The sequence below is a fragment of the Ideonella sp. FW305-24 genome, from assembly GCF_058788035.1.
The window spans coordinates 25,287-45,878 of record NZ_JBYTAI010000006.1; the positions used below are offsets into that span (position 1 = coordinate 25,287).

Below are 20,592 nucleotides of genomic sequence, written 5' to 3' on the forward strand. Positions count from 1 at the left end.
GGCGCTTTTTTGATGCTCAGAACAGGTGGCCGACGTTGAACAGCGTCAGCAGGCCCAGCACCGCGAACACCGCGGCGGCAATGCCGTGCACCAGCGTCATCGAGACCTTGCGGGCGATCTGGTCGCCCAGGAAGACCGCGGGCACATTGGCCAGCATCATGCCCAGCGTGGTGCCTGCGACCACCGCGAACAGGTCGGCATAGCGGGCGGCCAACGCCACCGTGGCGATCTGCGTCTTGTCGCCCATCTCGGCAATGAAAAACGCGATCACCGTGGTGCCGAACACGCCAAAGCGGCTGCTGTTGCCCGCTGGGGCGTCGTCCAGCTTGTCCGGCACCATCATCCAGGCGGCCATGGCCAGGAAGGAGCCGCCAATCACCCAGCGCAACAGGTCCGGCCCCAGCAACGCAGCGACTGCGCCACCGATGGCGCCGGCAAAGGCATGGTTGATCAGCGTGGCGACCAGCACGCCGGCAATGATGGGCCAGGGCTTGCGGAACCGCGCGGCCAGCAAAACGGCCAGCAACTGCGTCTTGTCGCCCATTTCACCCAGCGCGACGACGCCGGTGGACACGAGGAAAGCTTCCATCTGAACAACTCCGGGGCCGGTACCAAGAAACCAGGACTGCACGCGCAACCCCGGCCCAACCGGAGGCGATGCAGTCAAAGGTCTTGCCAGGCCCAGCGGCGCTGAGGACCAGCGGCGCTTGGTGGTTGCTGTGCGCGCCATGGCCGTGAGGGCCAAGTGTGTTGACGCGGACCCCTGTGGGTACAGGGCGGCTACTCCCCAATGACGAGTAGCCGCCAGTATAGCCAGCGAGCCTGGATAGACTGCACCCGCCATGAAGATCCAACTGATGTCCGACCTGCACCTGGAGCGTGATCCAGGTTTTGTGCCCGTGCCGCTGCCCGGCGCCGACCTGCTGGTGCTGGCCGGCGACATCGGCTCCTACCAGGCCGGCTCGCGTCTGAAGGGCGACGATTTCGGCCTCGCGCGCTTCTCGCCCAAGGGCGCCGGCGCGGCTTGGCCCGAGGTGATGTTCCTGCCGGGCAACCACGAGTTCGACCACCTCGAATACCGGGCGACCTACGACAGGCTGCGCAGCCTGTGCGAGCAGCTGGGCATCGGCTGGCTGGAAGGCGAGGTGCTGGTGCGAGGGCGCGTGCGCTTCATCGGCAGCACCTTGTGGAGCGACTTCGATGCGCTCGCGCCGGCCGACGCCAGCGTCACCGAACAATTGCGGCTGCGCGAAAAAGCTTTCCGCGCGGCGAATTTCTACCTGCGCAAGAACACCAGCCTGCAGGATGGCCAGCCAATGCTGGCCGAAGCCGTGCGCGCGCTGTCACTCGCCAGCCAGGCCTGGTTGCGCGAGCAACTGGCCCAGCCGTTCGACGGCAACACGGTGGTGGTGACGCATTTCGCGCCATCGCTGCGCAGTGCGGACCCGCGCTATGGCGTGAACCCCGGCACCGCAGGGTTCTGCAATGCGATGGACGACCTGCTGCCCCAGGCCCAGGTCTGGATGCATGGTCACCTGCATTGTTTCAACGACTACACGGTGCAAGGCAGCAGCACCGAAGGGCTGCCCTGGGTCTGCCGTGTCGTCGCCAACCCGCTGGGCTATGCCAACAAGGGCGAGCAGGCGGCTTACCGGCCCGGGCTGCTGATCGAGCTGCCTGACTGAGTCCCGATGTGGGCGCTCCGCGCGCTCAGTTGTTGTGGCGGCGGGCAAACCAGCCGCGGGACGGTGTTTGTCCACGGGCGCCACCAGGCTCGGTGTGATGCGGCAGCGGTGGCTGGTCCAGCGTGTATTCCATGCCAATGGCCGTGCCCATGTCGGCCGGGTCTTGTTGGTGGCTGGCGGAACCTGCAGGCAGGCCGATCAAGCGGCGAAGCAAGCTGTTGGGCCGGGAATTCATGTGGACCTCTCCTCAAAAGTGTTAAGGAAAGTTTCGGCCGCGTCACACCTCGAGATAAGTTGAATGACGCCAAGAACCACACGCTATTCAGGGCTTTATCTTGGCTCGCCTCGGCACACGCTTTGCACCTTCTGCAGAGGACGGCGCCCGTGCACCGGGTTGGGACATTCATTATTCTTATGAATGTCGAATTTCAGTAATCCACCTTTTCGATTTGGGCGCCGCCGTTGACAATTCGCCCCATGGGCCGCAGGACGCGGCCCGCATCTTTTGCGAGGCTGCGGCATGAAGGTCATTGTTCTCGGCGCCGGCATCATCGGCATCAGCACCGCCTGGTACCTGGCAGCCGAAGGCCATGAAGTCACGGTGGTGGACCGCCAGCCCGACGCGGCGCTGGAAACCAGCTTCGCCAATGGCGCGCAGATCTCCGTCTGCTTCTGCGAACCCTGGGCCAACGCTGGCGCGCCGCTGAAGGTCGCCAAATGGCTGCTGCGCGACGATGCGCCGCTGCTGTTCCGCCCGCGCATGGATCCGTACCAGTGGCGCTGGGGCGCCAAGTTCCTGACCCAGTGCACCGATGCCGCATTTGCACGCAACGTGCAGCAACTGGTTGCGCTGGGCGCCTACAGCCATGAATCGCTGAAGGCCCTGGTCAACGAAACGGGCATTGCCTACAACCGCCTTGAGCGCGGCATCATGCATTTCTTCTCGTCGCAGGCCGACTTCGAGGCCGGCGCGCAGGCGGCCGGCCTGATGCGCGAATACGGCGTGGACCGCCGCGTGCTGAGCCGCGAGGAAGTGCTGAAGGTCGAGCCGGCGCTGGCGGCCTTTGGCAGCCAGATCCACGGCGGCACCTACACCGCCAGCGATGAATCCGGCGACGCCCGTGTCTTCACGCAGGAACTCGCCCGCCGCTGCGCCGAGCGCGGCGTGAAGTTCCTCTGGCAACACGACGTGCTGGGCTTCGAGCGCAGCGGCGACAGCATCAGCGGCGTGCGCATCAAGGACCAGCTCACCGGCCAGGCTCGCACGCTGGTGGTTGACCAACTGGTGGCCGCGATGGGTTCGTACACCGCGCCCATGCTGCGCCCCATCGGCGTGGACCTGGACATCTACCCGGCCAAGGGCTATTCGGCGACGATGAAGCTCAAGCGCCCCGAAGCCGCCAGCACCGTGAGCCTGCTGGACGATGGCCGCAAGATCGCGATCTCGCGCCTGGGCGACAGCATCCGCATCGCCGGCACGGCCGAGATGGCCGGCTACGACACCCGGCTGGACACCAACACCGCCAAGGTGCGCTGCGCCTCGCTGGTGCAGCGCTACGAAGAGCTGTTCCCGGGCGTGGCCGATACCTCCGAGCCGAACTTCTGGACCGGCCTGCGCCCCAGCACGCCCACCAACATCCCCTACATCGGCCGCAGCAAGATCGGCAACCTGTGGCTCAACGCCGGCCACGGCACGCTGGGCTGGACCCACGGCGCCGGCTCCGGCCGGGCGCTGGCCGAGCTGATGTGTGGCCGCCAGCCGCAGCTGCAGTTCGGCTTCTGCGGCGAGACAGCGCTCGCGCGCCAGCCCATGGTCCAGGTCGCCTGAAGCGCCGTCTGCAGCGTGACGGGCGGGCGTGACACAATCCCGCCCCCATGCCAGACGCCGCTTCCTCACACCCCAGCTCGGCGCGCCAGCCCGCCGCTCAAACCGCCGCCTTCTGCGCCATCGACTTCGGCACCTCGAACTCGGCCATCGCATTGCCTGACGCTGGCGGCGTGCGCCTGGTCGAGGTCGAGCCCGGCCAGCGCACCATGCCGACCTCCGTCTTCTACACGATGGAAGGCCAGCCGCCGCATGCCGACCCGCGCCGCCTCTACGGTCGCGCCGCGCTGGCCGCCTATGTGGACGGCGTCGAAGGCCGGCTGATGCGCTCGATGAAAAGCGTGCTCGGCTCGCCGCTGATCGAGCAGGGCACCGATGTCGGCGCCGGCCGTTCGGTTCGTTTCCTGGACGTGATCGCCGGCTACCTGAAGCACCTGAAGTCGCTCGCCGAGGCCGAAGCCGGCGGGCCGCTGCGGCGCGCGGTGCTGGGCCGGCCGGTGTTTTTTGTCGACGACGACCCGGTGCGCGACGCGCAAGCGCAGGCCGCACTGGAAGCCGCCGCGCGCCTGGTCGGCTTCGACGAGATCAGCTTCCAGTTCGAGCCGATTGCCGCGGCACTGGACTATGAATCGACCACCGACCACGAGCAATTGGTGCTGGTGGCCGACATCGGCGGCGGCACCTCGGACTTTTCGGTCGTGCGCGTCGGCCCGCAGCGCGCCACGCAGATCGAGCGTGCTGGCGACATCCTGGCCAGCCACGGCGTGCACGTCGCCGGCACCGACTTCGACCGCCAGGTCGAGCTCAGCGCCATCCTGCCGCTGGCCGGCTTCAAGGCGCTGGGCCCGCCGCCGTCAGCCCGCGAGGTGCCCAGCAAGGTCTATTTCGACCTCGCCACCTGGCATCTGATCAACACCGTCTACACGCCGCAGCGGGTCATGGAGCTGCGGCGTATGAAGACTTTTTATGCCGACCCGCAGCTGCACACGCGGCTGATGGCCGTGGTCGACGAGCGCCTGGGCCATGCGCTGATGGGCGAGGCCGAAGGCGCGAAGATCGCGGTGGCCGAAGGCCGCCCGGCCCACATCGACCTGGACGCCGTGGAGCCCCGTTTGAGCACCACGCTGGGCGAAGCGCAGGCCATGGCGGCGCTGGAAGCGGACCTGGCGCGCATCGTCAAGGCGGGCGTCGAAACGGTGCGGCTGGCCGGCGTCACGCCCGAACGCATCGAGGCGGTCTACCTGACCGGCGGCTCGACCGGCCTGGCACCACTGGCCACGCGCATTGCCGCGCCATTTGCCAATGCCCGCACCGTGCGCGGCGACCGCTTGGCCAGCGTGGCACAAGGCCTGGGCCTGCACGCCCAGCGTGTGTTCAGATAGATGGGGCACCCGGTCCCGCGGGTACGCGGGACCACCCGCCAAGCGGGTTGCGCAGCCGCCTTGGGGCGGCCCGGCGCCGGCTGCGTGGGGCACCCGGTCCCGCGGGTACGCGGAGCCACCCGCCGGGCGGGTTGCGCAGCCACCTTGAGGCGGCTCGGCGCCGGCTGCGGGCTGGTGCACCCGGTTCGCGGGCGTACCGCGAACCACCCGCCGGGCGGGTGGCGCAGGCCGCTTGGGGCGGCCGGCGCTGGCCTGCGGGCGCACGAGCCGGTCAGTGCTTCGGGCCGGTCTTCTTGGCAGGCGCAGCCCGTCCCGCGGGGCGGGCAGCTGCACCGCGCTGTGAAGCCGGCTTGCGCGCCTTGGCGGCGGCCCCGGCCGGTCGGCCCGATTGCGGGCGGCTGACGTCGGCCAGCAGCAAGGTACTGGTGACCAGGCCTTCGACGGCGTCGGACAGGTCGGCCGGCGGCTCGATCATCTCTATCATTTCCAGCAGGTCGTCCGCGTCTTCCAGGTCCTCGGGATCGAACACGCGATAGAGCACGGCCAGCGGCTCCAGCACCTCGCGCGCGTCATTGCGCATCAGCTGCGGGAAACACTCCATCGCCAGCGCAAAGCCAGCGACCCAGGGCATCACGGTTTGCAGCGGATCGTCCTCGTCGTCCAGCTCGAAGACCCAGGGGTCGAACCATTGGCGGCCGTGGATGGCGCGGTTCAGCTCGGCATGGCGGCGGCGCACCAAGGCTTGCAAGGGCGCGCTTGGAAAGCTGGCCGGTGCGGCGCGGCCGTCGGCATCGATCACATGCGGGAACCAGCGCGCCTCAGGGACCTGTGCCGGCTGCAGCAGCACGCCACAGAGGTAACCGTCCAGCATCATCAGGTCCAGCGGCTCCAGCGGCGCCGGCACGGTGTCGAGCAGCTGCTCCAGCCGTTCCATGTCGGCATCGTTCAGCGGGGCAAGGGATTGCGGGGAAGGGGCTGCGGAAGAGGTGGCCATGCTCAATTGTCCCTCGCGCGCCGGACCGGGGCATCGCCCGCCCCAAATGCAAGCGCCATGCGCCAGGAGTGTGGCGCCGGCGCAAACCGCTTGTCCCTCATGTGTGACCTTTTACCCAATCCCCCGTCAGGGGGATGTCACGGGCCTAAGCATCGCCGTACATTCCACTTCACGGTCGATGGAATGAGCAGCGAAGAGCGCTTGCAAACCTATCCGTGCATTGCCTTGTTTCGACAAGCCGATGCGTTCACCAGATGTTCTGTCCTTGTTCACGGTCGCGCCACAGCAAAACTTGAAGCGACCCTCCCGTCATCGCTTATTCGGTCGATTTCGGGGCGTGTTGAGAAGGTAACGGCATCAGCTTGTGTTCAAGTCGGCGCATTCTGATGCCACGGCTCGGACGGTGAATCAGGTTGCAGGCACGCGCTCGCGGCTCACCCCATCTGGCAATGCTTTCGCCCAGTTGTCGGTTGCTTTTTGCACCTGGCGCCCTGGCAAGCGCATTGCCGCCAACGGTCCCAACGACGTCCTCTTGGAGGACTTATCCGACTCAGCTCGCAAGGGCTGGGTCGTTTTTTTTTGGCCGGCGGCCTGGGTACACCGTGCCCGGCGGCATTCGAGCAGGCTTTTGTTGCTGCTTCATGGCAACTGGAAGCCTGAGTTGAAACCTACAAGCAAAAAGCTCACCAGTGCCTGAACCGTGCGCGGCACCTGGGCCGTGCGGGGCCGGATGGCCCACAAGTGCGTACCGAAGCTGCCCACCGGGCGCCAGTCCGGCAGCAGTTGCCGCAGGCTGCCGTCGCGCAGCGCGGCCTGCGCGCTGAAGTCAGGCAGCAAGGTGATGCCCAGCCCCCCCAGCGCGGCGTCGCGCAAGGCTTCGCTGTTGTTGGCCGCCAATCGCCCGGCCACACCGACGCTGAGGCGCTCACCGCCACCGCGCGGCTCGAAGCTCCAGCCCGGCGCGTCACCCGCCCGCGGGTAGAACAGGCATTGATGCAGGGCCAACGCCTGCGGGTGCGCTGGCGCCGGGTGGCGCGCCAGGTAGTCCGGGCTGGCCACCAGCACCGAATGGGTCTCGCACAACTGCCAGGCGACATGCGTTTCCGGCGGTGAGCTGGTGTGGCGCAGCGCCAGGTCGAAGCCGTCCTGCGCCAGCGCGCTGAGCCGGTCGGACAGCTCCAGCTCCAGCCGCACTTCCGGGTACTGCGCCAGAAAGGCCGGCAGCCGCGGCACCAGTTGCTGGCGCGCCAGTGCGACGGGCGCCGTCACCCGCAGCAGCCCGCGAGGTGCACCAGCCAGGTCGCGCACGCCGCTGAAAGCGTCCTGCAGGGTTTCGAACGCGGGCCGGGTGCGCTCGGCCAGCAGCTGCCCGGCTTCCGTGAGCCGCACGCTGCGGGTGGTTCGTCGCACCAGCGGCACACCAGCAGCGCTTTCCAGCTCGCTGATGCGCTGGCTCATCGCCGCCTTGCTCAGGCCCAGGCGGCGTGCGGCGGCGGTGTAGCTGCCGGCTTCGGCCAGCGTGGTGAGGGCGTGCAGGTGGCCCCAGGGCGGCATGCTGTTGTTCGAGCTCATCGCGGGATTGTTCGCCAAACTGAACAATGAATCCAGGTTTTTGGCATTGGCAGCAAGGCGGGCGCTGCCTAGACTCAAAGCTTCCGCCGAACCACTGGAGACCGCCATGGGCGCCCCTGAAGCCTTCACTCACACCGCCGATGTCGGCCATTTCATTGCCGGCCAGCGCGTGCCGGCAAGCAGCGGCCGCAGCCAGGCGGTCTACAACCCGGCCACCGGCGCGGTGGCGCGCCAGGTGCAGCTGGCAGCCGAGGCCGACGTGAATGCTGCGGTCGCTGCCGCGCAAGCTGCCTTCCCCGCCTGGGCCGACACGCCGCCGATCCGCCGGGCGCGGGTGCTGAACCAGTTCCTCGCGCTGATGAACCAGCACCGCGACACGCTGGCCGCGATGATCACCGCCGAACACGGCAAGGTCTTCACCGACGCGCAGGGCGAGGTCAGCCGCGGCATCGACATCCTCGAATTCGCCTGCGGTGCACCGCAGCTGCTCAAGAGCGACTTCACCGACCAGGTCTCCACCGGCATCGACAACTGGACGCTGCGCCAGCCGCTGGGCGTGGTGGCCGGCATCACGCCGTTCAACTTCCCGTGCATGGTCCCGATGTGGATGTTCCCTGTGGCACTGGCTTGCGGCAACACCTTCATCCTGAAGCCCAGCGAACGCGACCCGTCGGCCAGCCTGTTCATGGCCGAGCTGCTGAAGCAAGCCGGCCTGCCGGACGGTGTCTTCAACGTCGTGCAGGGCGACAAGCTGGCGGTCGACACGCTGCTCAAGCACCCGGACGTGAGGGCCATCAGCTTCGTCGGCTCCACCCCCATTGCCCAGTACATCTACGAGACCGGCGCGCACCACGGCAAGCGCGTGCAGGCGCTGGGCGGCGCGAAGAACCACATGGTGGTGATGCCGGACGCGAACGTGGAGCAGGCGGTGGACGCGCTGGTTGGCGCCGGCTACGGCTCGGCCGGCGAGCGCTGCATGGCGATCTCGGTCGCGGTGCTGGTGGGTGATGTGGCCGACAAGCTCGTGCCCAAGCTGGCCGAACGCGCACGCACGCTGAAGATCAAGAACGGCATGGCGCTGGACGCCGAGATGGGCCCCATCGTGACCCGCGAGGCGCGCGACCGCATCGAGGGCTACATCGGCGTGGGCGTCGAGGAAGGCGCGACGCTGGTGGTGGACGGCCGTGGCCACAGCGTGGCCGGCCTGGAGAACGGGTTCTTCACCGGCGGCACGCTGTTCGACCACGTCACGCCCGAGATGCGCATCTACAAGGAAGAGATCTTCGGCCCGGTGCTGGCCTGCGTGCGCGTGAAGGACTTCGCCGAGGCGCTGGCGCTGGTCAATGCGCATGAGTTCGGCAACGGCGTGGCCTGCTTCACCAGCGACGGCAACGTGGCGCGCGAGTTCAGCCGCCGCGTGCAGGTCGGCATGGTCGGCATCAACGTGCCCATCCCGGTGCCGATGGCCTGGCACGGCTTCGGCGGCTGGAAGAAGAGCCTGTTCGGCGACACGCACGCCTATGGCGAAGAAGGCGTGCGCTTCTACACCAAGCAGAAAAGCGTGATGCAGCGCTGGCCGGCCAGCATCGCCAAGGGCGCCGAGTTCGTGATGCCGACCGCGAAGTAAATGGCGCCCCAAGGCCCGGGCTGCGCCCGGTCCGCCCCCGGGGGGATCAAGGCAGCTTGGGGCGGCCCTGCGTTGCCTTGAGTCTGTCCAATCAGCGCAGCGGAATCGGCGTGGCCCGGTCCACCGGCACGGCGGTCACGCTGTTCTGCGGCGAGCCTTCGATCACCCGGTCCGAGTAGGTCATGTAGACCAGCGTGTTGCGCTTGGCGTCCACCATGCGCACCACGCGCAGCCGCTTGAAGACCAGCGAGATGCGTTCGCTGAACACCTCGTCCTGCTGGCGCAGCGGCTTGGCAAACGACACCGGGCCGACCTGCCGGCAGGCGATGGACGCTTCGGACTTGTCCTCCGCCAAGCCCAGTGCGCCCTTGATGCCGCCGGTCTTGGCGCGCGAGACATAGCAGGTCACGCCGGCCACCAGCGGGTCGTCGTAAGCGTCCACCACGATCTTGTGGTCCGGGCCGATCCACTTGAACACCGTGTCGACCTCGCCGACCGGCTCGGCGCTGGCACCACAGGCCGCCACGGCCAGCAAGCCCAGCCCCGCGACCAGCCGCCAGCCCGGACGGGTCCGGCGGCGCTGCATTGTTTCCGTCATCTGCTCATTCCCCTCATGTGGCGGCCGATTGGCCGGGACATTGTCCGTCGCAGCGCCAGCAGGCCGATGCCGCGTTGGACAAGAGTTCCGCTGGACAAGCCGGACATGGGCCCTGATGCTCCAGCCTCAAGGAGGATTGCGCATGACGCCCACACTTCACCCGTCCCAGGCCCCGCCTGCCGGCTCCCCGGGGGCTGCGGCACCCGACCTGGCGGCAGCCCAGGCGCTTTACCAGCGCCGCGCCGCGCACTATGACGTCGAGCTGTCCGTCTTCGAACCCCTGCGCCGGCAAGCCGTCTCGGCGCTGGCGCTGCAGCCTGGGGAGACAGTGCTGGACCTGGGCTGCGGCACGGGGCTCAGCCTGCCCTTGCTGGCCCAGGCGGTGGGTCCGCGCGGCAAGGTGCTGGGCGTCGAACCCTGCCCGCAGATGATGGCCCTGGCCCGCCAGCGGGTTGACGCGCTGCAGTTGCGTCAGGTGGCGCTGCTGGAAAGCGAAGCGGCCCAGGCGCCGCTGGCACTGGCGCCGCTGGCCGACGCCGCGCTCTTCCATTTCACCCACGACGTGCTGCAGCAGCCCGAGGCGCTGGCCCATGTGCTGGCCCACCTGAAGCCCGGCGCCAGGGTGGTCGCCTGCGGCCTGCAGTGGGCGCCGTGGTGGGCCTGGGGCTGCAATGCCTGGGTGCTGGGCGCTGCGCTGTACTCCACGACCACGCTGGCCCGCCTGCACGCACCGTGGCAACTGCTGGCCGACGCGCTGCCCGGCCTGCAGGTCCAGCCCTGCTGGTTCGGCACCGTGTTCATGGCCCAGGGGCAAGTGCCGTCCTGAACCCGGCCAGGCGTTGATCTGGCGCAACAAGCTGCCCGCCGGCTGCACATCTGGCGACACATTGCGTTCCCACCCCGCCAATGAGGGTTTCCACGGAATTTGCTGCACCTGCACAATAGGCCATGACCCGCGCCAGCTTCGCCGAAGACCGCCCGCAGACCCTGGGCGAGGAAATTGCCAACGCCATCAGCCATGGCCTGGGCTTCCTGCTTGCCGTGGCCTCGCTGCCCATCCTGGTGATGCAGGCCCTGAAGCAGGGTGGCACGCTGAGCGTCGTCGCTGCCTGCGTCTTCGCCATCACGATGATGGTGCTGTACATGGTCTCGACCATCTACCACGCGCTGCCGCTGGGCCGCGCCAAGGTCTGGATGAACCGGCTGGACCATGCCGCCATCTACCTGTTCATCGCCGGCAGCTACACGCCGTTTGCGCTGGGCGTGCTGCGCGGCGGCTGGGGCTGGACGCTGTTCGGCCTGGTCTGGGGCGCGGCGCTGGTCGGCATCGTCGTCAAATTGCTGAACCGGCTGCAGCACCCGTGGCTGTCCACCGGGCTTTACATCGCCATGGGCTGGATGGCGCTGATCGCCGTCGTGCCCATGGTCGAGCGCATGGCGCCAGCCGGGCTGGGCTGGCTGGTGGCCGGCGGCCTCAGCTACACGCTGGGCGCGCTGGTCTTCATGCTGGACAACAAGGTGCGCTACGCCCACTTCGTCTGGCACCTGTTCGTGCTGGGCGGCAGCACCTGCCATTTCTTCGCCGCACTGTGGCATTCCCACGGCCCGGCCATCGCCGCGCCGCTGGCCTAAGCGGCTGGGCGCTTCCCGCGCAGTTTCTTCCTGACCCGCGCCAGGTGTGCCGGCGTCGCCATGCTGGCGCTGGCATCTTCCGCAGCCACCGCGCGCTGCAGCCATTCCGCGGCCGCCGGCCAGTCTTCACACTCGGCCAGTGCCAGGCCAAAGGCCTCGGCCACCGCGCCGCAGCCGCCCCAGCGTGCACCAAAACGCGCCACCAGTTCCGTGATCTGCGCCCTGGCTTGAACCCGCGGCAGCCCGCTGTGCCGCAGGCCCAGCAGCAGGTTCTCCAACTGCAGCGCCAGTGCAGGCGCCGAGACAATGCCCTCGAAGCGCTGCTGCGCCGCGGGTGCGGACTGCGCGTCGCCCACCGCCGTCCGCCAGCGCCAGTCCGGGTCGCCGTAGCACTGGTAGGCGGCCCAGGTGTTGCTCTGCGGATGCTGCGCCCATGCGGCCTCCCGCGCCTCGCCCACCGCGTCAATGAAGCGGTGGCCGCGCAGCAGGCTGGCATAGAAGGTCTCGGCAAACAGCGCGGCCGGCGCGTCGTCCACCGCCCAGCCGGCCGCGACCACGCAGCGCACGCCCATGCCGACCAGCGTGCCGGCCAACCCCGCCGCCCAGCGCGGCCAGTCCAGCGCGGTGCTGGCGAGCAGCGCGCCGGCCGGCTGCTGCGCCAGGTGGCAGCAGTTCAGGAAGACCAGCTCAGGCACGCGCCGCATCGCGGCAACCTCGCGCGGCCCGAGCACATTGCCGTCTGACAGCACCACGCCGCCATCGGCCCCGGGCTCGCCATGGCCGGCCACATGCAGCAGCCGGTAGTCGCGCGCCAGCAGCGTCGTGATCACCTCGTGCGCCGACGGGCTGGGGCCGTCGCCCTCGGGCACGCAGGCCAGCACCTGCGCGGCACCGGGCTGCAAGGCCTTGAGCACCGCCCGCGCCTCGGCGCGCGCGCCCGGCAGTGCGCCGTAGCGGCTCAGGTCCACCTGCGGCTCGCCGATCACCAGCACCGCATCGTCGGCCCGCGCGTCGTGCGGCATGGCCGGCGCGGTCGGGCTGCCGGTCGCCAGTGCCAGCCGGCGCAACAGCCGCGTGCGCAGCGCCCACGGCCGGTGGCGGGTCTCGCCGTCTTCGGCGGAAGCATCCAGCAGCTCCCACGGAATGCCGGCGGTGCCGGGATCGAGCTGGATCACCAGTTCGTTGGCCGCCGGCCCGCTGTCGCTGCCGCCCAGGTAGGCCTCGATCTCGGCCGGAATCAGCAGCTTGAACAGCGCGCGGCCGAGCGCCGGGTCGTGCCGCGCCTGGGTCGAAGCCGCCTGCACCAGCGAACGCAGCAGCCGCGGCTGGGTGCGCAGCGCGCGCACCTCGTAGCGCGCACGGTGGGTGTCCAGCGTGTAGGCGATGGCGCTGGCCCGCGGCGCGCCCTCCGCCGAGGGCACATGCGCATCGGCCCCTGTCTCGCCTCCGGGCTCGTCGCCGCGGTCCGGCACGGTCAGCGCTGAAAAACAGTCGTAGCCGGTGCCGCGGTAGCCGGATTCAGCCGGCCGGCGCATGCCGCCGGTGCCGCTCAGCACCTCGGGCACCAGCGCCATCTCGCCTGGCCGACTGCCGCAGAGGATGGACAGGCCCTGCCAGGCCTCGGTCGCGCGGTCCAGGTACAGCTCCACCAGCTGCAGCTGCGCCACGCCTGCCCAGCCGCTCTGGCGCAGCCGCTGCCCGGCCTCGCGCACGCCCATCACAATGGCCTGCGCCGCGCTGCCGGCCGTCATGCCCACGCCGCCGCTGCCCAGCAGCGTGGCGGCCAGCGTCAGGCCTTGGGCCCCGCCAGCGCCGTGCTGCTGCTGCACAAAGCCGATCACCGCCTGCTGCACGGTGTGCACCAGCTCCGGCAGCCGCAGCTGGCCTTCTTCGCCCAGCCCGGCCACGATCACCAGCGGCAGCAGCGCCGTGTCACCGCCCGCATGCCTGAACAGCTGCTGCGTGCCCGGCGCCTCGGGGTACAGCCCGGCCGAGAGCGACTGCTGCATCGCGCCACCGATCAGCCGGTCCACCGCCGCCTCGGTGCCGGTCAGCCGGCTGGCTGCGTAATGGCCGATCAGCAGCGCGTGCGGCACGTAGCGCAGGTTGCCGTGCAGCACGCTGACCTGCAGCGGTGCGGCGGTGCCGGCGAGCTCCGGTTCCGGATGCAGGTTTGCCGCGGCGGCTTCTGCCATCGCCGCGCGCGCCTTGGGCTCTGTCTGCTGCGCGTCGTCCAGCGGCAGGAAGCCGCCGTCCCCATCGTCGGCCCGGGTCAGCCCGTCGAGCAACCAGCGGACCGATTCGGCTTGATTGAAGTAACTGAAATGGTGGACCGCCGGCCCTTGCGCGAAGCGGAAACGCGCGCCGCCCACCGGCCGAGCCAGCCCGCCGGCCATCGAGCCGGTGTTGACCACCAGGTCGTTGTCGGCGACGTAGAACCAGTCCACCGCTAGCAGCTTCAGCTTGCCCCAGTGGCCTTCGGGTGCCAGGTCACCGGTGATCGCGCTCAGGTCGGCCGCGGTCTGCAGCCCCGGCAGGCGCAGCAGCCGGGTCAGCGCCGAGCCGGGCATCATCGCTTCCAGCCCTGGCAGCGTGCGCGGGTCGGTGCGTTCCTTGACGACCTTCAGCAGGAAGTCGGTCGCGTCGCCCAGCCAGCCATCGCCTGCCAGCATGCCCAGCACCGACAGCCAGCGGTCCAGCCGGCCGGAGGCCAGCGTGGTGCCGCGGGCCGGGCAGGCCACGCGCACGAAACGCGCAACGCTCAGGCGCTTGGCATCCAGCACCTGCAGCAGCTCGGCCAGGTCCGCCTGGTCCTTGGGCATGCCGTCAAACAGGCCGGCCTTCAGGATCGCAACGGTGCTTGCGGGCGTGCGCTGCGCCAGGCACAGCAGCTCGCCCACCAACCCGCCGCGCGAGTGAGACACCAGGTGCAGCCTGGCGCCCGCCGGCAGTGCCCTGGCCAGCGCCAGCGCATTGGCCACCGGGCTTTCGGTCAGGCTGCGATGCTCGAAGGCGAAGACCTGCCCGCCGTAGCTTTGATGCAGCATGGCACGCGCGGCTTGGGCCTGCGCATCGTCGCGCCACAGGTCGCCAAAGCTGCCGGCGAAGCTGGACATCGTGCCGTGCAGGAAGACCAGCAGCGGCGCATCGGCGGGCAGCTCACCCGTTGCCATCGACTGCAGCACCGGCGGCCCATCGTCCAGCGTCACGCGGTACAGGCCCGGCGCCCGGCCGCCCAGTTGCCGTGCTTCCAGCTTCGCGCCCAGCGCCGCCGCGGTGTGGCCGGCCACGTCCACGCCGAACAGCTCCAGCGCCTGCAGTGCGACTCCCACAGCGCCGCGCTTGGGGCCTGCACTGAGCTGTTGGGGCACCAAGCGCTGCGGCACGGTCCAGGTGCCCGCTGCCTTGCCCCGCGTGCTTGGCGCCTGGCCGTGTTCCTGCAGGAAATCGTCCACCCGCGACCACAGCACCAGCCCGTCTTCCAACGTCAGCCGCAGCAGTTCGTCCGGCGCCGCACCGACCACCACGTCAGCGCCACCGCCGCGTCGCGCGGCGCCACCATCCAGTTCGACGCGCCTGGCGCTTTGCACTGCCACCCGCTGCACCGGCAGCGAGCGGGCCGGCGCGGCATGACCTGGCAGTTGCAGCCTCAGCGCGGGCGGGTTGAGTGAGGGGGAAGGCGGGCGGCGGATGGGCATTGGCGATGAGCGGTCTGCAAGTGGCACAAGGGGGCGACACGGCGCGCTTGCGAAGCGGGGGCCAGCCCAGTTACGCTGCGCGGGTTTCACCCAGCACACGGAGTATCAGCGCATGCAAAGCCGCTTTGGCGCGAGCGTCCCCCAGCGGTTGGCCGCCGCGGGCCTGCTCGTCCTCTTCACATCGCTTGCCAGTGCGGCACCGGTGAAGGTCTTCAACCTGGTGATGATGCAGTCCGAGGACGAACTGCAGGGCCGCATGCCCAGCGTGCAGGCCTTGTCCGCCTATTCCGCCGCGGTGCAGGCGGCCATCCGCAACGTCGCCGCGGCCAACGACTCCCTGCCCTCGGCCGGCGGCTTCATAGTCGTCGCCGTGCGCCCCGGCAAGCGCAGCAACGCCTGGCTGGATTTCGAGCCCGCGTTGCCGCCCGGAGTCGCCGCCGCGCTGGTCGCCGACATCCGCAAGGTCCCGCCACTCGAAGTCCAGGGCGGCCCATTGGTCTTCGCCATCAAGCTGGGCTTTGCCGAAGGCATCCCACCCCAGCGCATGGCGCCGTCACCGCCCGAATGGAAAGCCGCCACAGCCAAGGCTGGCAAGCCGATGGACACGGCCGAGTTGGTCGAGCGGGCCTGGCGGGACTGACGCAAGGCATCGAGTTCTGCGCACAAAAAAGCGGCCCGAAGGCCGCTGCAAAGGACAGACAGTGAGTGAAGCGCTTGCTCAGCGCACCTTGCCGGCCTTCCACGCATTCAACAGCGTGTCGTAGGCAATGGTTTCACCCTTGGGCTTCTCGTTGGCCAGCTTGGCCCACGGTGCCCCCTTGTCGCTGAGGTACTTGGCCGGATCGCCCTTGGGGTTCAGCTTGGGCGCGCAGTGGGCCATGCCAGCGCGCTCCAGTCGGGCCATCACGTCGTCCATTTCCTTGGCCAGGTTGTCCATCGCGCCTTGCGGGGTCTTCTCTCCCGTGACCGCCTGGGCCACGTTCTTCCACCACAGCTGGGCCAGCTTCGGGTAGTCGGGCACGTTGGTGCCGGTGGGCGTCCAGGCCACACGCGCTGGGCTGCGGTAGAACTCGATCAGGCCACCGTACTTGGCCGCGTTCTTGGTGAAGTAGTCCGAGCGGATGTCTGAGTCGCGGATGAAGGTCAGGCCGGTGATGGACTTCTTCAGCGAGGTGGTCTTGGCGGTGATGAACTGCGCGTACAGCCAGGCCGCCGCGGTGCGGTTCGGGTCGCCGTCCTTGAAGAAGGTCCAGCTGCCCACGTCCTGGTAGCCGTTCTGCATGCCCTGCTTCCAGTACGGGCCGTTCGGGCCCGGGGCCATGCGCCACTTCGGCGAGCCGTCGTCGTTGACGACCGGCAGGCCCTTCTTGGTCATGTCCGCGGTGAAGGCGGTGTACCAGAAGATCTGCTGCGCGATCTGGCCCTGCGCCGGCACCGGGCCGGCTTCGCCGAAGGTCATGCCCATGGCTTCCTTGGGCGCGTATTTCTTCATCCAGTCGATGTACTTGGTCAGCGCGTAGACGGCAGCGGGCGAGTTGGTGGCGCCACCGCGTTCGACCGAGGCGCCCACGGGGGTGCACTTGTCGGCCGCCACGCGGATGCCCCATTCGTCGACCGGCAGCCCGTTCGGGATGCCGATGTCGGCCGTGCCGGCCATGGACAGCCAGGCGTCGGTGAAGCGCCAGCCCAGGCTCGGGTCCTTCTTGCCGTAGTCCATGTGGCCGTAGATGGGCTTGCCGTCGATGGTCTTCACGTCTTCGCTGAAGAAGGCGGCGATGTCTTCGTAGGCCGACCAGTTCAGCGGCACGCCCAGGTCGTAGCCGTACTTGGCCTTGAACTTGGTCTTCAGGTCTTCGCGCGCGAACAGGTCGGCGCGGAACCAGTACAGGTTGGCGAACTGCTGGTCGGGCAGTTGGTAGAGCTTGCCGTCGGGTGCGGTGGTGAAGCTGGTGCCGATGAAGTCCTTCAGGTCCAGCCCGGGGTTGGTGAATTCCTTGCCGGCGCCGGTCATGTAGTCCGACAGCGCCATGATCTTGCCGTAGCGGTAGTGGGTGCCGATCAGGTCGCTGTCCGAGATCCAGCCGTCGTAGATGGACTTGCCCGATTGCATCGAGGTCTGCAGCTTCTCGACGACGTCACCCTCCTGGATGATGTCGTGCTTGACCTTGATGCCGGTGATTTCCTCGAAGGCCTTGGCCAGGGTCTTGGATTCGTACTCGTGCGTGGTCAGCGTCTCCGAGACCACCGAGACTTCCTTGACGCCCTTGGCCTTGAGTTTGGCTGCCGCCTCGATGAACCACTTCATCTCGGCCAGCTGCTGGTCCTTGTTCAGCGTGGACGGCTGGAATTCGCCGTCAATCCACTTCTTCGCCTCGGCCTCGCCTGCCCAGGCGCCATGGCTGCCCAGGGCAGCCAGCGCAGCGAGCGCCAGGGTCGAAATGCGCAACTTGCTCATCATCATTTGTCTCCTCTTGTAGAACGGGTCACTCACACACGAAACTCTTCAGCCGCGCCGCATGATCAGCGCGAGCGCGCCCATCGACAGCACAAGACTGATCCACACGCTGGGCTCGCTGTCGAGCTTCAGCACCTCTGCCAACCAGCCTGCGCTGCCCACGAACGCCAGGTTGATGTAGGCCGCCGTCAGCAGCCCGATGAACAGCCGGTCGCCTCGCGTGGTGGCAATCGGCAGGAAGCCCTTTCGCATCACGGTGGGCGACTTGATCTCCCACAGCGTCATGCCGACCAGCATCAGCGCGATGCAGCAGAAAAACACCGCAACCGGTGTCGTCCAAACCATCCAATCCAGCATTTCAGACTCTCCCCATGGCAAAGCCCTTGGCGATGTAGTGGCGCACGAACCAGATCACGATCGCGCCCGGCACGATGGTCAACACACCGGCGGCGGCCAGCGTCGCCCAGTCCATGCCGCTGGCGCTCACGGTGCGCGTCATCGTCGCCACGATGGGCTTGGCGTTGACGCTGGTCAGCGTGCGCGCCAGCAGCAGTTCCACCCACGAGAACATGAAGCAGAAGAAGGCGGCCACGCCCACCCCCGCCTTGATCAGCGGCAGGAAGATGGTCAGGAAAAAGCGCGGGAAGCTGTAGCCGTCGATGTAGGCGGTCTCGTCGATCTCGCGCGGGATGCCCGACATGAAACCTTCCAGGATCCACACCGCCAGCGGCACGTTGAACAGCAGGTGGGCCAGCGCCACGGCGATGTGCGTGTCCATCAGGCCCACGGTGGTGTAGAGCTGGAAGAACGGCAGCAGGAACACCGCAGGCGGCGTCATGCGGTTGGTCAGCAGCCAGAAGAACACATGCTTGTCGCCCAGGAAGCTGTAGCGGCTGAAGGCGTAGGCGGCGGGCAGCGCCACCGTCAGCGAAATGGCGGTGTTCATCGCCACGTAAATCATGCTGTTCACGTAGCCCGAGTACCAGCTCTCGTCGGTCAGGATCAGCTTGTAGTTGTCCCAGGTGAAGTGCTGCGGCCACAGGCTGAAGCTGGCCAGGATTTCCTGGTTGGTCTTGAAGCTCATGTTGACCATCCAGTAGATGGGCAGCAGCGCAAACACCAGGTAGGCGATCAGCAGCAGCGTGCGCTTTTGAAAGCGAGATTCATTCATGGCCGGTCTCCTCTTGCGCCTGGCCCACGCGCTGCATCCAGTTGTAGAGCACGAAGCAGAACAGCAGGATGATCAGGAAATAGATCAGCGAGAAGGCTGCCGCCGGGCCCAGGTCGAACTGGCCGACCGCCTTCTGCGTCAGGTACTGGCTGAGGAAGGTGGTGGCATTGCCAGGGCCGCCGCCGGTGAGCACAAAGGGCTCGGTGTAGATCATGAAGCTGTCCATGAAACGCAGCAGCACCGCGATCATCAAAACGCCGCGCATCTTCGGCAGCTGGATGTAGCGGAACACCGCCAGCTTGCTCGCGCCGTCGATGCGCGCGGCCTGGTAATACGCATCCGGGATGCTGCGCAGGCCAGCGAAGGCCAGCAGCGCGACCAGCGGCGTCCAGTGCCACACGTCCATCAACAGCACCGTGAGCCAGGCGTGCGTGGCGTTGCCGGTGTAGTTGTAGTCGATGCCCAGTTGCGCCAGGCCGTAGCCCATCAGCCCGATGTCGGCGCGGCCGAAGATCTGCCAGATGGTGCCGACGACGTTCCAAGGGATCAGCAGCGACAACGCGACGATGACCAGCGTGGCCGAGGACTTCCAGCCCTGCGCCGGCATCGCCAGCGCCAGGCCAATGCCCAGCGGCAGCTCCACCGCCAGCACGGCCAGCGAAAAGCGCAGCTGGTTCCACAGCGCGGCGTGCAGGTCCTCGTCCCGCATCACCGAGGCAAACCATTCGGTGCCGACGAACACCCGCCGCTCGGGCGAGATGATGTCCTGCACCGAGTAGTTCACCACCGTCATCAGCGGCAGGATGGCCGAGAAGGCCACGCAGATGAAGACCGGCAGGATCAGGAACCAGGCTTTCTGGTTCACCGGTTTTGTGGTCGCGCTCATGCCACCAACTCCTCGTTTTGATAGAAGCAGGTATGTGCGCCCACCACTTGGATGCCCAGCGCGTTGCCGACCTCGGGCCGCACGGCGTCGGGTGACAGCCGCGCCTTCAGCGACTGGCCGGCCGCTTCAATCGTCACCAGCACATACGTCCCGATATCCTGTACCTGTTTGACCTTGGCGGGCAGCGTGCCCGGTGCACCCACCACGTCCAGCCCCAGGTACTCCGGCCGGATGCCAAGCTTCAGCGCGCCAGCCGGCAAGGGCCGCGGCGCTGCCAGCGACTGGCCGGCAATCTGCAGCTGCGCACCTTGCGATTCGACGGCCAGGAAGTTCATGCCCGGCGAGCCGATGAAGTGGCCCACGAAGGTGTGCGCCGGCCGCTCGAACAAGGCCTCGGGCGTGCCCTGCTGCATCACCATGCCGCGCGACATCACGACCACCTGGTCCGCAAAGGTCAGCGCCTCGACCTGGTCGTGCGTGACATAGATCAGCGTGAGTTTCAGCTCGTGGTGGATCTGCTTGAGCTTGCGGCGCAGCTGCCATTTCAGGTGCGGGTCGATCACGGTCAGCGGCTCGTCGAACAGCACCGCCGCCACGTCCGGCCGCACCAGGCCGCGGCCCAGCGAAATCTTCTGCTTTTGGTCGGCGCTCAGGCCAGCCGCGCGCATGTTCAGCTGGTGGCTCATCTCCAGCATCTCGGCGATCTGGCCGACACGCTGCTGGATCTGCGCCGCCGGCACCTTGCGGTTCTTCAGCGGGAAGGCCAGGTTCTCGGCCACGGTCATCGTGTCGTAGATCACCGGGAACTGGAAGACCTGGGCGATGTTGCGCTGCTGCGGCGTCGCGCGCGTCATGTCTTGCCCGTCGAACTTCACCGTGCCCTGCGAAGGCACCAGCAGGCCGGACATGATGTTGAGCATCGTCGTCTTGCCGCAGCCCGAAGGGCCCAGCAGCGCATAGGCGCCGCCGTCGTCGAACCGCATCTTCAGCGGCAGCAGCGCATAGTCGCTGTCCTGCTTGGGGTTGGGCCGGTAGGCGTGCGCCAGGTCGAGTTCGATCTTGGCCAT

General features: G+C 68.1%; 18 protein-coding genes and 1 riboswitch. Of the genes, 7 read left to right on the forward strand and 11 right to left on the reverse strand.

Going from position 1 to position 20,592, the window contains the following annotated elements:
* Positions 1 to 16: 16 nt before the first annotated feature.
* A complete protein-coding gene (locus tag AC3WR5_RS17285) occupies positions 17 to 589 on the reverse strand; it encodes a TMEM165/GDT1 family protein (RefSeq protein ID WP_141287989.1) in 573 nt (190 codons plus the stop codon).
* A 24-nt stretch (positions 590 to 613) separates the two neighbouring features.
* Positions 614 to 801, reverse strand: a riboswitch (yybP-ykoY riboswitch).
* A 41-nt stretch (positions 802 to 842) separates the two neighbouring features.
* Between AC3WR5_RS17285 and AC3WR5_RS17290 the strand changes: the two genes are divergently transcribed.
* Positions 843 to 1,685 (forward strand): metallophosphoesterase, encoded by an 843-nt coding sequence (locus AC3WR5_RS17290; RefSeq protein WP_492485922.1) that lies wholly within the window; start codon positions 843 to 845, stop codon positions 1,683 to 1,685.
* A gap of 25 nt (positions 1,686 to 1,710) precedes the next feature.
* On the opposite strand, the gene AC3WR5_RS17295 is transcribed toward AC3WR5_RS17290, so the two are convergent.
* Positions 1,711 to 1,920, reverse strand: coding sequence for a hypothetical protein (locus AC3WR5_RS17295; RefSeq protein ID WP_141287987.1), 210 nt, complete (start codon positions 1,918 to 1,920; stop codon positions 1,711 to 1,713).
* 285 nt (positions 1,921 to 2,205) lie between these two features.
* Between AC3WR5_RS17295 and AC3WR5_RS17300 the strand changes: the two genes are divergently transcribed.
* Both AC3WR5_RS17300 and AC3WR5_RS17305 read left to right on the forward strand, forming a co-directional pair.
* Positions 2,206 to 3,513, forward strand: a complete 1,308-nt coding sequence (locus tag AC3WR5_RS17300) for a D-amino acid dehydrogenase (protein WP_492485923.1) — start codon at positions 2,206 to 2,208, stop codon at positions 3,511 to 3,513.
* Positions 3,514 to 3,560: 47 nt separating this feature from the next.
* Positions 3,561 to 4,892 (forward strand): Hsp70 family protein, encoded by a 1,332-nt coding sequence (locus tag AC3WR5_RS17305; RefSeq protein WP_492485924.1) that lies wholly within the window; start codon positions 3,561 to 3,563, stop codon positions 4,890 to 4,892.
* 271 nt (positions 4,893 to 5,163) lie between these two features.
* On the opposite strand, the gene AC3WR5_RS17310 is transcribed toward AC3WR5_RS17305, so the two are convergent.
* Positions 5,164 to 5,886: a YecA/YgfB family protein gene (locus AC3WR5_RS17310; protein WP_231012892.1), complete on the reverse strand. Its 723-nt coding sequence runs from the start codon at positions 5,884 to 5,886 to the stop codon at positions 5,164 to 5,166.
* Positions 5,887 to 6,525: 639 nt separating this feature from the next.
* Positions 6,526 to 7,458 (reverse strand): LysR family transcriptional regulator, encoded by a 933-nt coding sequence (locus AC3WR5_RS17315; RefSeq protein ID WP_231012891.1) that lies wholly within the window; start codon positions 7,456 to 7,458, stop codon positions 6,526 to 6,528.
* Positions 7,459 to 7,564: 106 nt separating this feature from the next.
* Here AC3WR5_RS17315 and AC3WR5_RS17320 point away from each other — a divergent pair, with 106 nt between their 5' ends.
* On the forward strand, positions 7,565 to 9,085 hold the full coding sequence (locus AC3WR5_RS17320) for a CoA-acylating methylmalonate-semialdehyde dehydrogenase (protein ID WP_492485925.1): 1,521 nt from the start codon (positions 7,565 to 7,567) through the stop codon (positions 9,083 to 9,085).
* 91 nt (positions 9,086 to 9,176) lie between these two features.
* On the opposite strand, the gene AC3WR5_RS17325 is transcribed toward AC3WR5_RS17320, so the two are convergent.
* Entirely contained in the window at positions 9,177 to 9,671 is a 495-nt protein-coding gene (locus AC3WR5_RS17325; RefSeq protein ID WP_141289686.1) for a CreA family protein, read from the reverse strand.
* Positions 9,672 to 9,825: 154 nt separating this feature from the next.
* On the opposite strand from AC3WR5_RS17325, the gene AC3WR5_RS17330 reads away from it, so the two are divergent.
* Positions 9,826 to 10,509: a class I SAM-dependent methyltransferase gene (locus AC3WR5_RS17330; RefSeq protein WP_141289684.1), complete on the forward strand. Its 684-nt coding sequence runs from the start codon at positions 9,826 to 9,828 to the stop codon at positions 10,507 to 10,509.
* A 122-nt stretch (positions 10,510 to 10,631) separates the two neighbouring features.
* Positions 10,632 to 11,315, forward strand: a complete 684-nt coding sequence (gene trhA / locus AC3WR5_RS17335; RefSeq protein WP_141289685.1) for a PAQR family membrane homeostasis protein TrhA — start codon at positions 10,632 to 10,634, stop codon at positions 11,313 to 11,315.
* On the opposite strand, the gene AC3WR5_RS17340 is transcribed toward trhA, so the two are convergent.
* Positions 11,312 to 15,013, reverse strand: a complete 3,702-nt coding sequence (locus AC3WR5_RS17340) for a CHAT domain-containing protein (protein ID WP_492485926.1) — start codon at positions 15,011 to 15,013, stop codon at positions 11,312 to 11,314. The two genes, trhA and AC3WR5_RS17340, sit on opposite strands and share 4 nt — an antisense overlap.
* Before the next feature lie 112 nt (positions 15,014 to 15,125).
* Here AC3WR5_RS17340 and AC3WR5_RS17345 point away from each other — a divergent pair, with 112 nt between their 5' ends.
* Entirely contained in the window at positions 15,126 to 15,653 is a 528-nt protein-coding gene (locus tag AC3WR5_RS17345) for a hypothetical protein (RefSeq protein WP_492485927.1), read from the forward strand.
* A 78-nt stretch (positions 15,654 to 15,731) separates the two neighbouring features.
* Here the strand turns inward: AC3WR5_RS17345 and AC3WR5_RS17350 are convergent, their stop codons facing one another.
* Genes AC3WR5_RS17350 through AC3WR5_RS17370 form a run of 5 tightly spaced genes read right to left on the reverse strand, consistent with a single transcriptional unit; the run spans position 15,732 to position 20,592 of the window.
* The gene (locus tag AC3WR5_RS17350) at positions 15,732 to 17,468 is read right to left on the reverse strand and encodes an ABC transporter substrate-binding protein (protein ID WP_492485928.1); all 1,737 of its coding nucleotides are present in this window, start codon (positions 17,466 to 17,468) and stop codon (positions 15,732 to 15,734) included.
* Between the two features lie 48 nt (positions 17,469 to 17,516).
* A complete protein-coding gene (locus tag AC3WR5_RS17355; protein ID WP_492485929.1) occupies positions 17,517 to 17,825 on the reverse strand; it encodes a DUF2160 domain-containing protein in 309 nt (102 codons plus the stop codon).
* Position 17,826: 1 nt separating this feature from the next.
* Positions 17,827 to 18,639, reverse strand: a complete 813-nt coding sequence (locus AC3WR5_RS17360; protein ID WP_141289542.1) for a carbohydrate ABC transporter permease — start codon at positions 18,637 to 18,639, stop codon at positions 17,827 to 17,829.
* Positions 18,632 to 19,525, reverse strand: coding sequence for a carbohydrate ABC transporter permease (locus AC3WR5_RS17365; protein ID WP_141289543.1), 894 nt, complete (start codon positions 19,523 to 19,525; stop codon positions 18,632 to 18,634). The genes AC3WR5_RS17360 and AC3WR5_RS17365 overlap by 8 nt, the downstream gene beginning before the upstream one ends.
* Positions 19,522 to 20,592, reverse strand: a complete 1,071-nt coding sequence (locus tag AC3WR5_RS17370) for an ABC transporter ATP-binding protein (protein WP_492485930.1) — start codon at positions 20,590 to 20,592, stop codon at positions 19,522 to 19,524. Before AC3WR5_RS17370 ends, AC3WR5_RS17365 begins: the two co-directional genes overlap by 4 nt.

Bases quoted from the DNA above. Each gene is read 5' to 3' on its own strand.
- AC3WR5_RS17285 (WP_141287989.1), bottom strand. From the start codon at position 589: ATGGAAGCTTTCCTCGTGTCCACCGGCGTCGTCGCGCTGGGTGAAATG.
- AC3WR5_RS17290 (WP_492485922.1), top strand. From the start codon at position 843: ATGAAGATCCAACTGATGTCCGACCTGCACCTGGAGCGTGATCCAGGT.
- AC3WR5_RS17295 (WP_141287987.1), bottom strand. From the start codon at position 1,920: ATGAATTCCCGGCCCAACAGCTTGCTTCGCCGCTTGATCGGCCTGCCT.
- AC3WR5_RS17300 (WP_492485923.1), top strand. From the start codon at position 2,206: ATGAAGGTCATTGTTCTCGGCGCCGGCATCATCGGCATCAGCACCGCC.
- AC3WR5_RS17305 (WP_492485924.1), top strand. From the start codon at position 3,561: ATGCCAGACGCCGCTTCCTCACACCCCAGCTCGGCGCGCCAGCCCGCC.
- AC3WR5_RS17310 (WP_231012892.1), bottom strand. From the start codon at position 5,886: ATGGCCACCTCTTCCGCAGCCCCTTCCCCGCAATCCCTTGCCCCGCTG.
- AC3WR5_RS17315 (WP_231012891.1), bottom strand. From the start codon at position 7,458: ATGAGCTCGAACAACAGCATGCCGCCCTGGGGCCACCTGCACGCCCTC.
- AC3WR5_RS17320 (WP_492485925.1), top strand. From the start codon at position 7,565: ATGGGCGCCCCTGAAGCCTTCACTCACACCGCCGATGTCGGCCATTTC.
- AC3WR5_RS17325 (WP_141289686.1), bottom strand. From the start codon at position 9,671: ATGCAGCGCCGCCGGACCCGTCCGGGCTGGCGGCTGGTCGCGGGGCTG.
- AC3WR5_RS17330 (WP_141289684.1), top strand. From the start codon at position 9,826: ATGACGCCCACACTTCACCCGTCCCAGGCCCCGCCTGCCGGCTCCCCG.
- trhA (WP_141289685.1), top strand. From the start codon at position 10,632: ATGACCCGCGCCAGCTTCGCCGAAGACCGCCCGCAGACCCTGGGCGAG.
- AC3WR5_RS17340 (WP_492485926.1), bottom strand. From the start codon at position 15,013: ATGCCCATCCGCCGCCCGCCTTCCCCCTCACTCAACCCGCCCGCGCTG.
- AC3WR5_RS17345 (WP_492485927.1), top strand. From the start codon at position 15,126: ATGCAAAGCCGCTTTGGCGCGAGCGTCCCCCAGCGGTTGGCCGCCGCG.
- AC3WR5_RS17350 (WP_492485928.1), bottom strand. From the start codon at position 17,468: ATGAGCAAGTTGCGCATTTCGACCCTGGCGCTCGCTGCGCTGGCTGCC.
- AC3WR5_RS17355 (WP_492485929.1), bottom strand. From the start codon at position 17,825: ATGCTGGATTGGATGGTTTGGACGACACCGGTTGCGGTGTTTTTCTGC.
- AC3WR5_RS17360 (WP_141289542.1), bottom strand. From the start codon at position 18,639: ATGAATGAATCTCGCTTTCAAAAGCGCACGCTGCTGCTGATCGCCTAC.
- AC3WR5_RS17365 (WP_141289543.1), bottom strand. From the start codon at position 19,525: ATGAGCGCGACCACAAAACCGGTGAACCAGAAAGCCTGGTTCCTGATC.
- AC3WR5_RS17370 (WP_492485930.1), bottom strand. From the start codon at position 20,592: ATGGCCAAGATCGAACTCGACCTGGCGCACGCCTACCGGCCCAACCCC.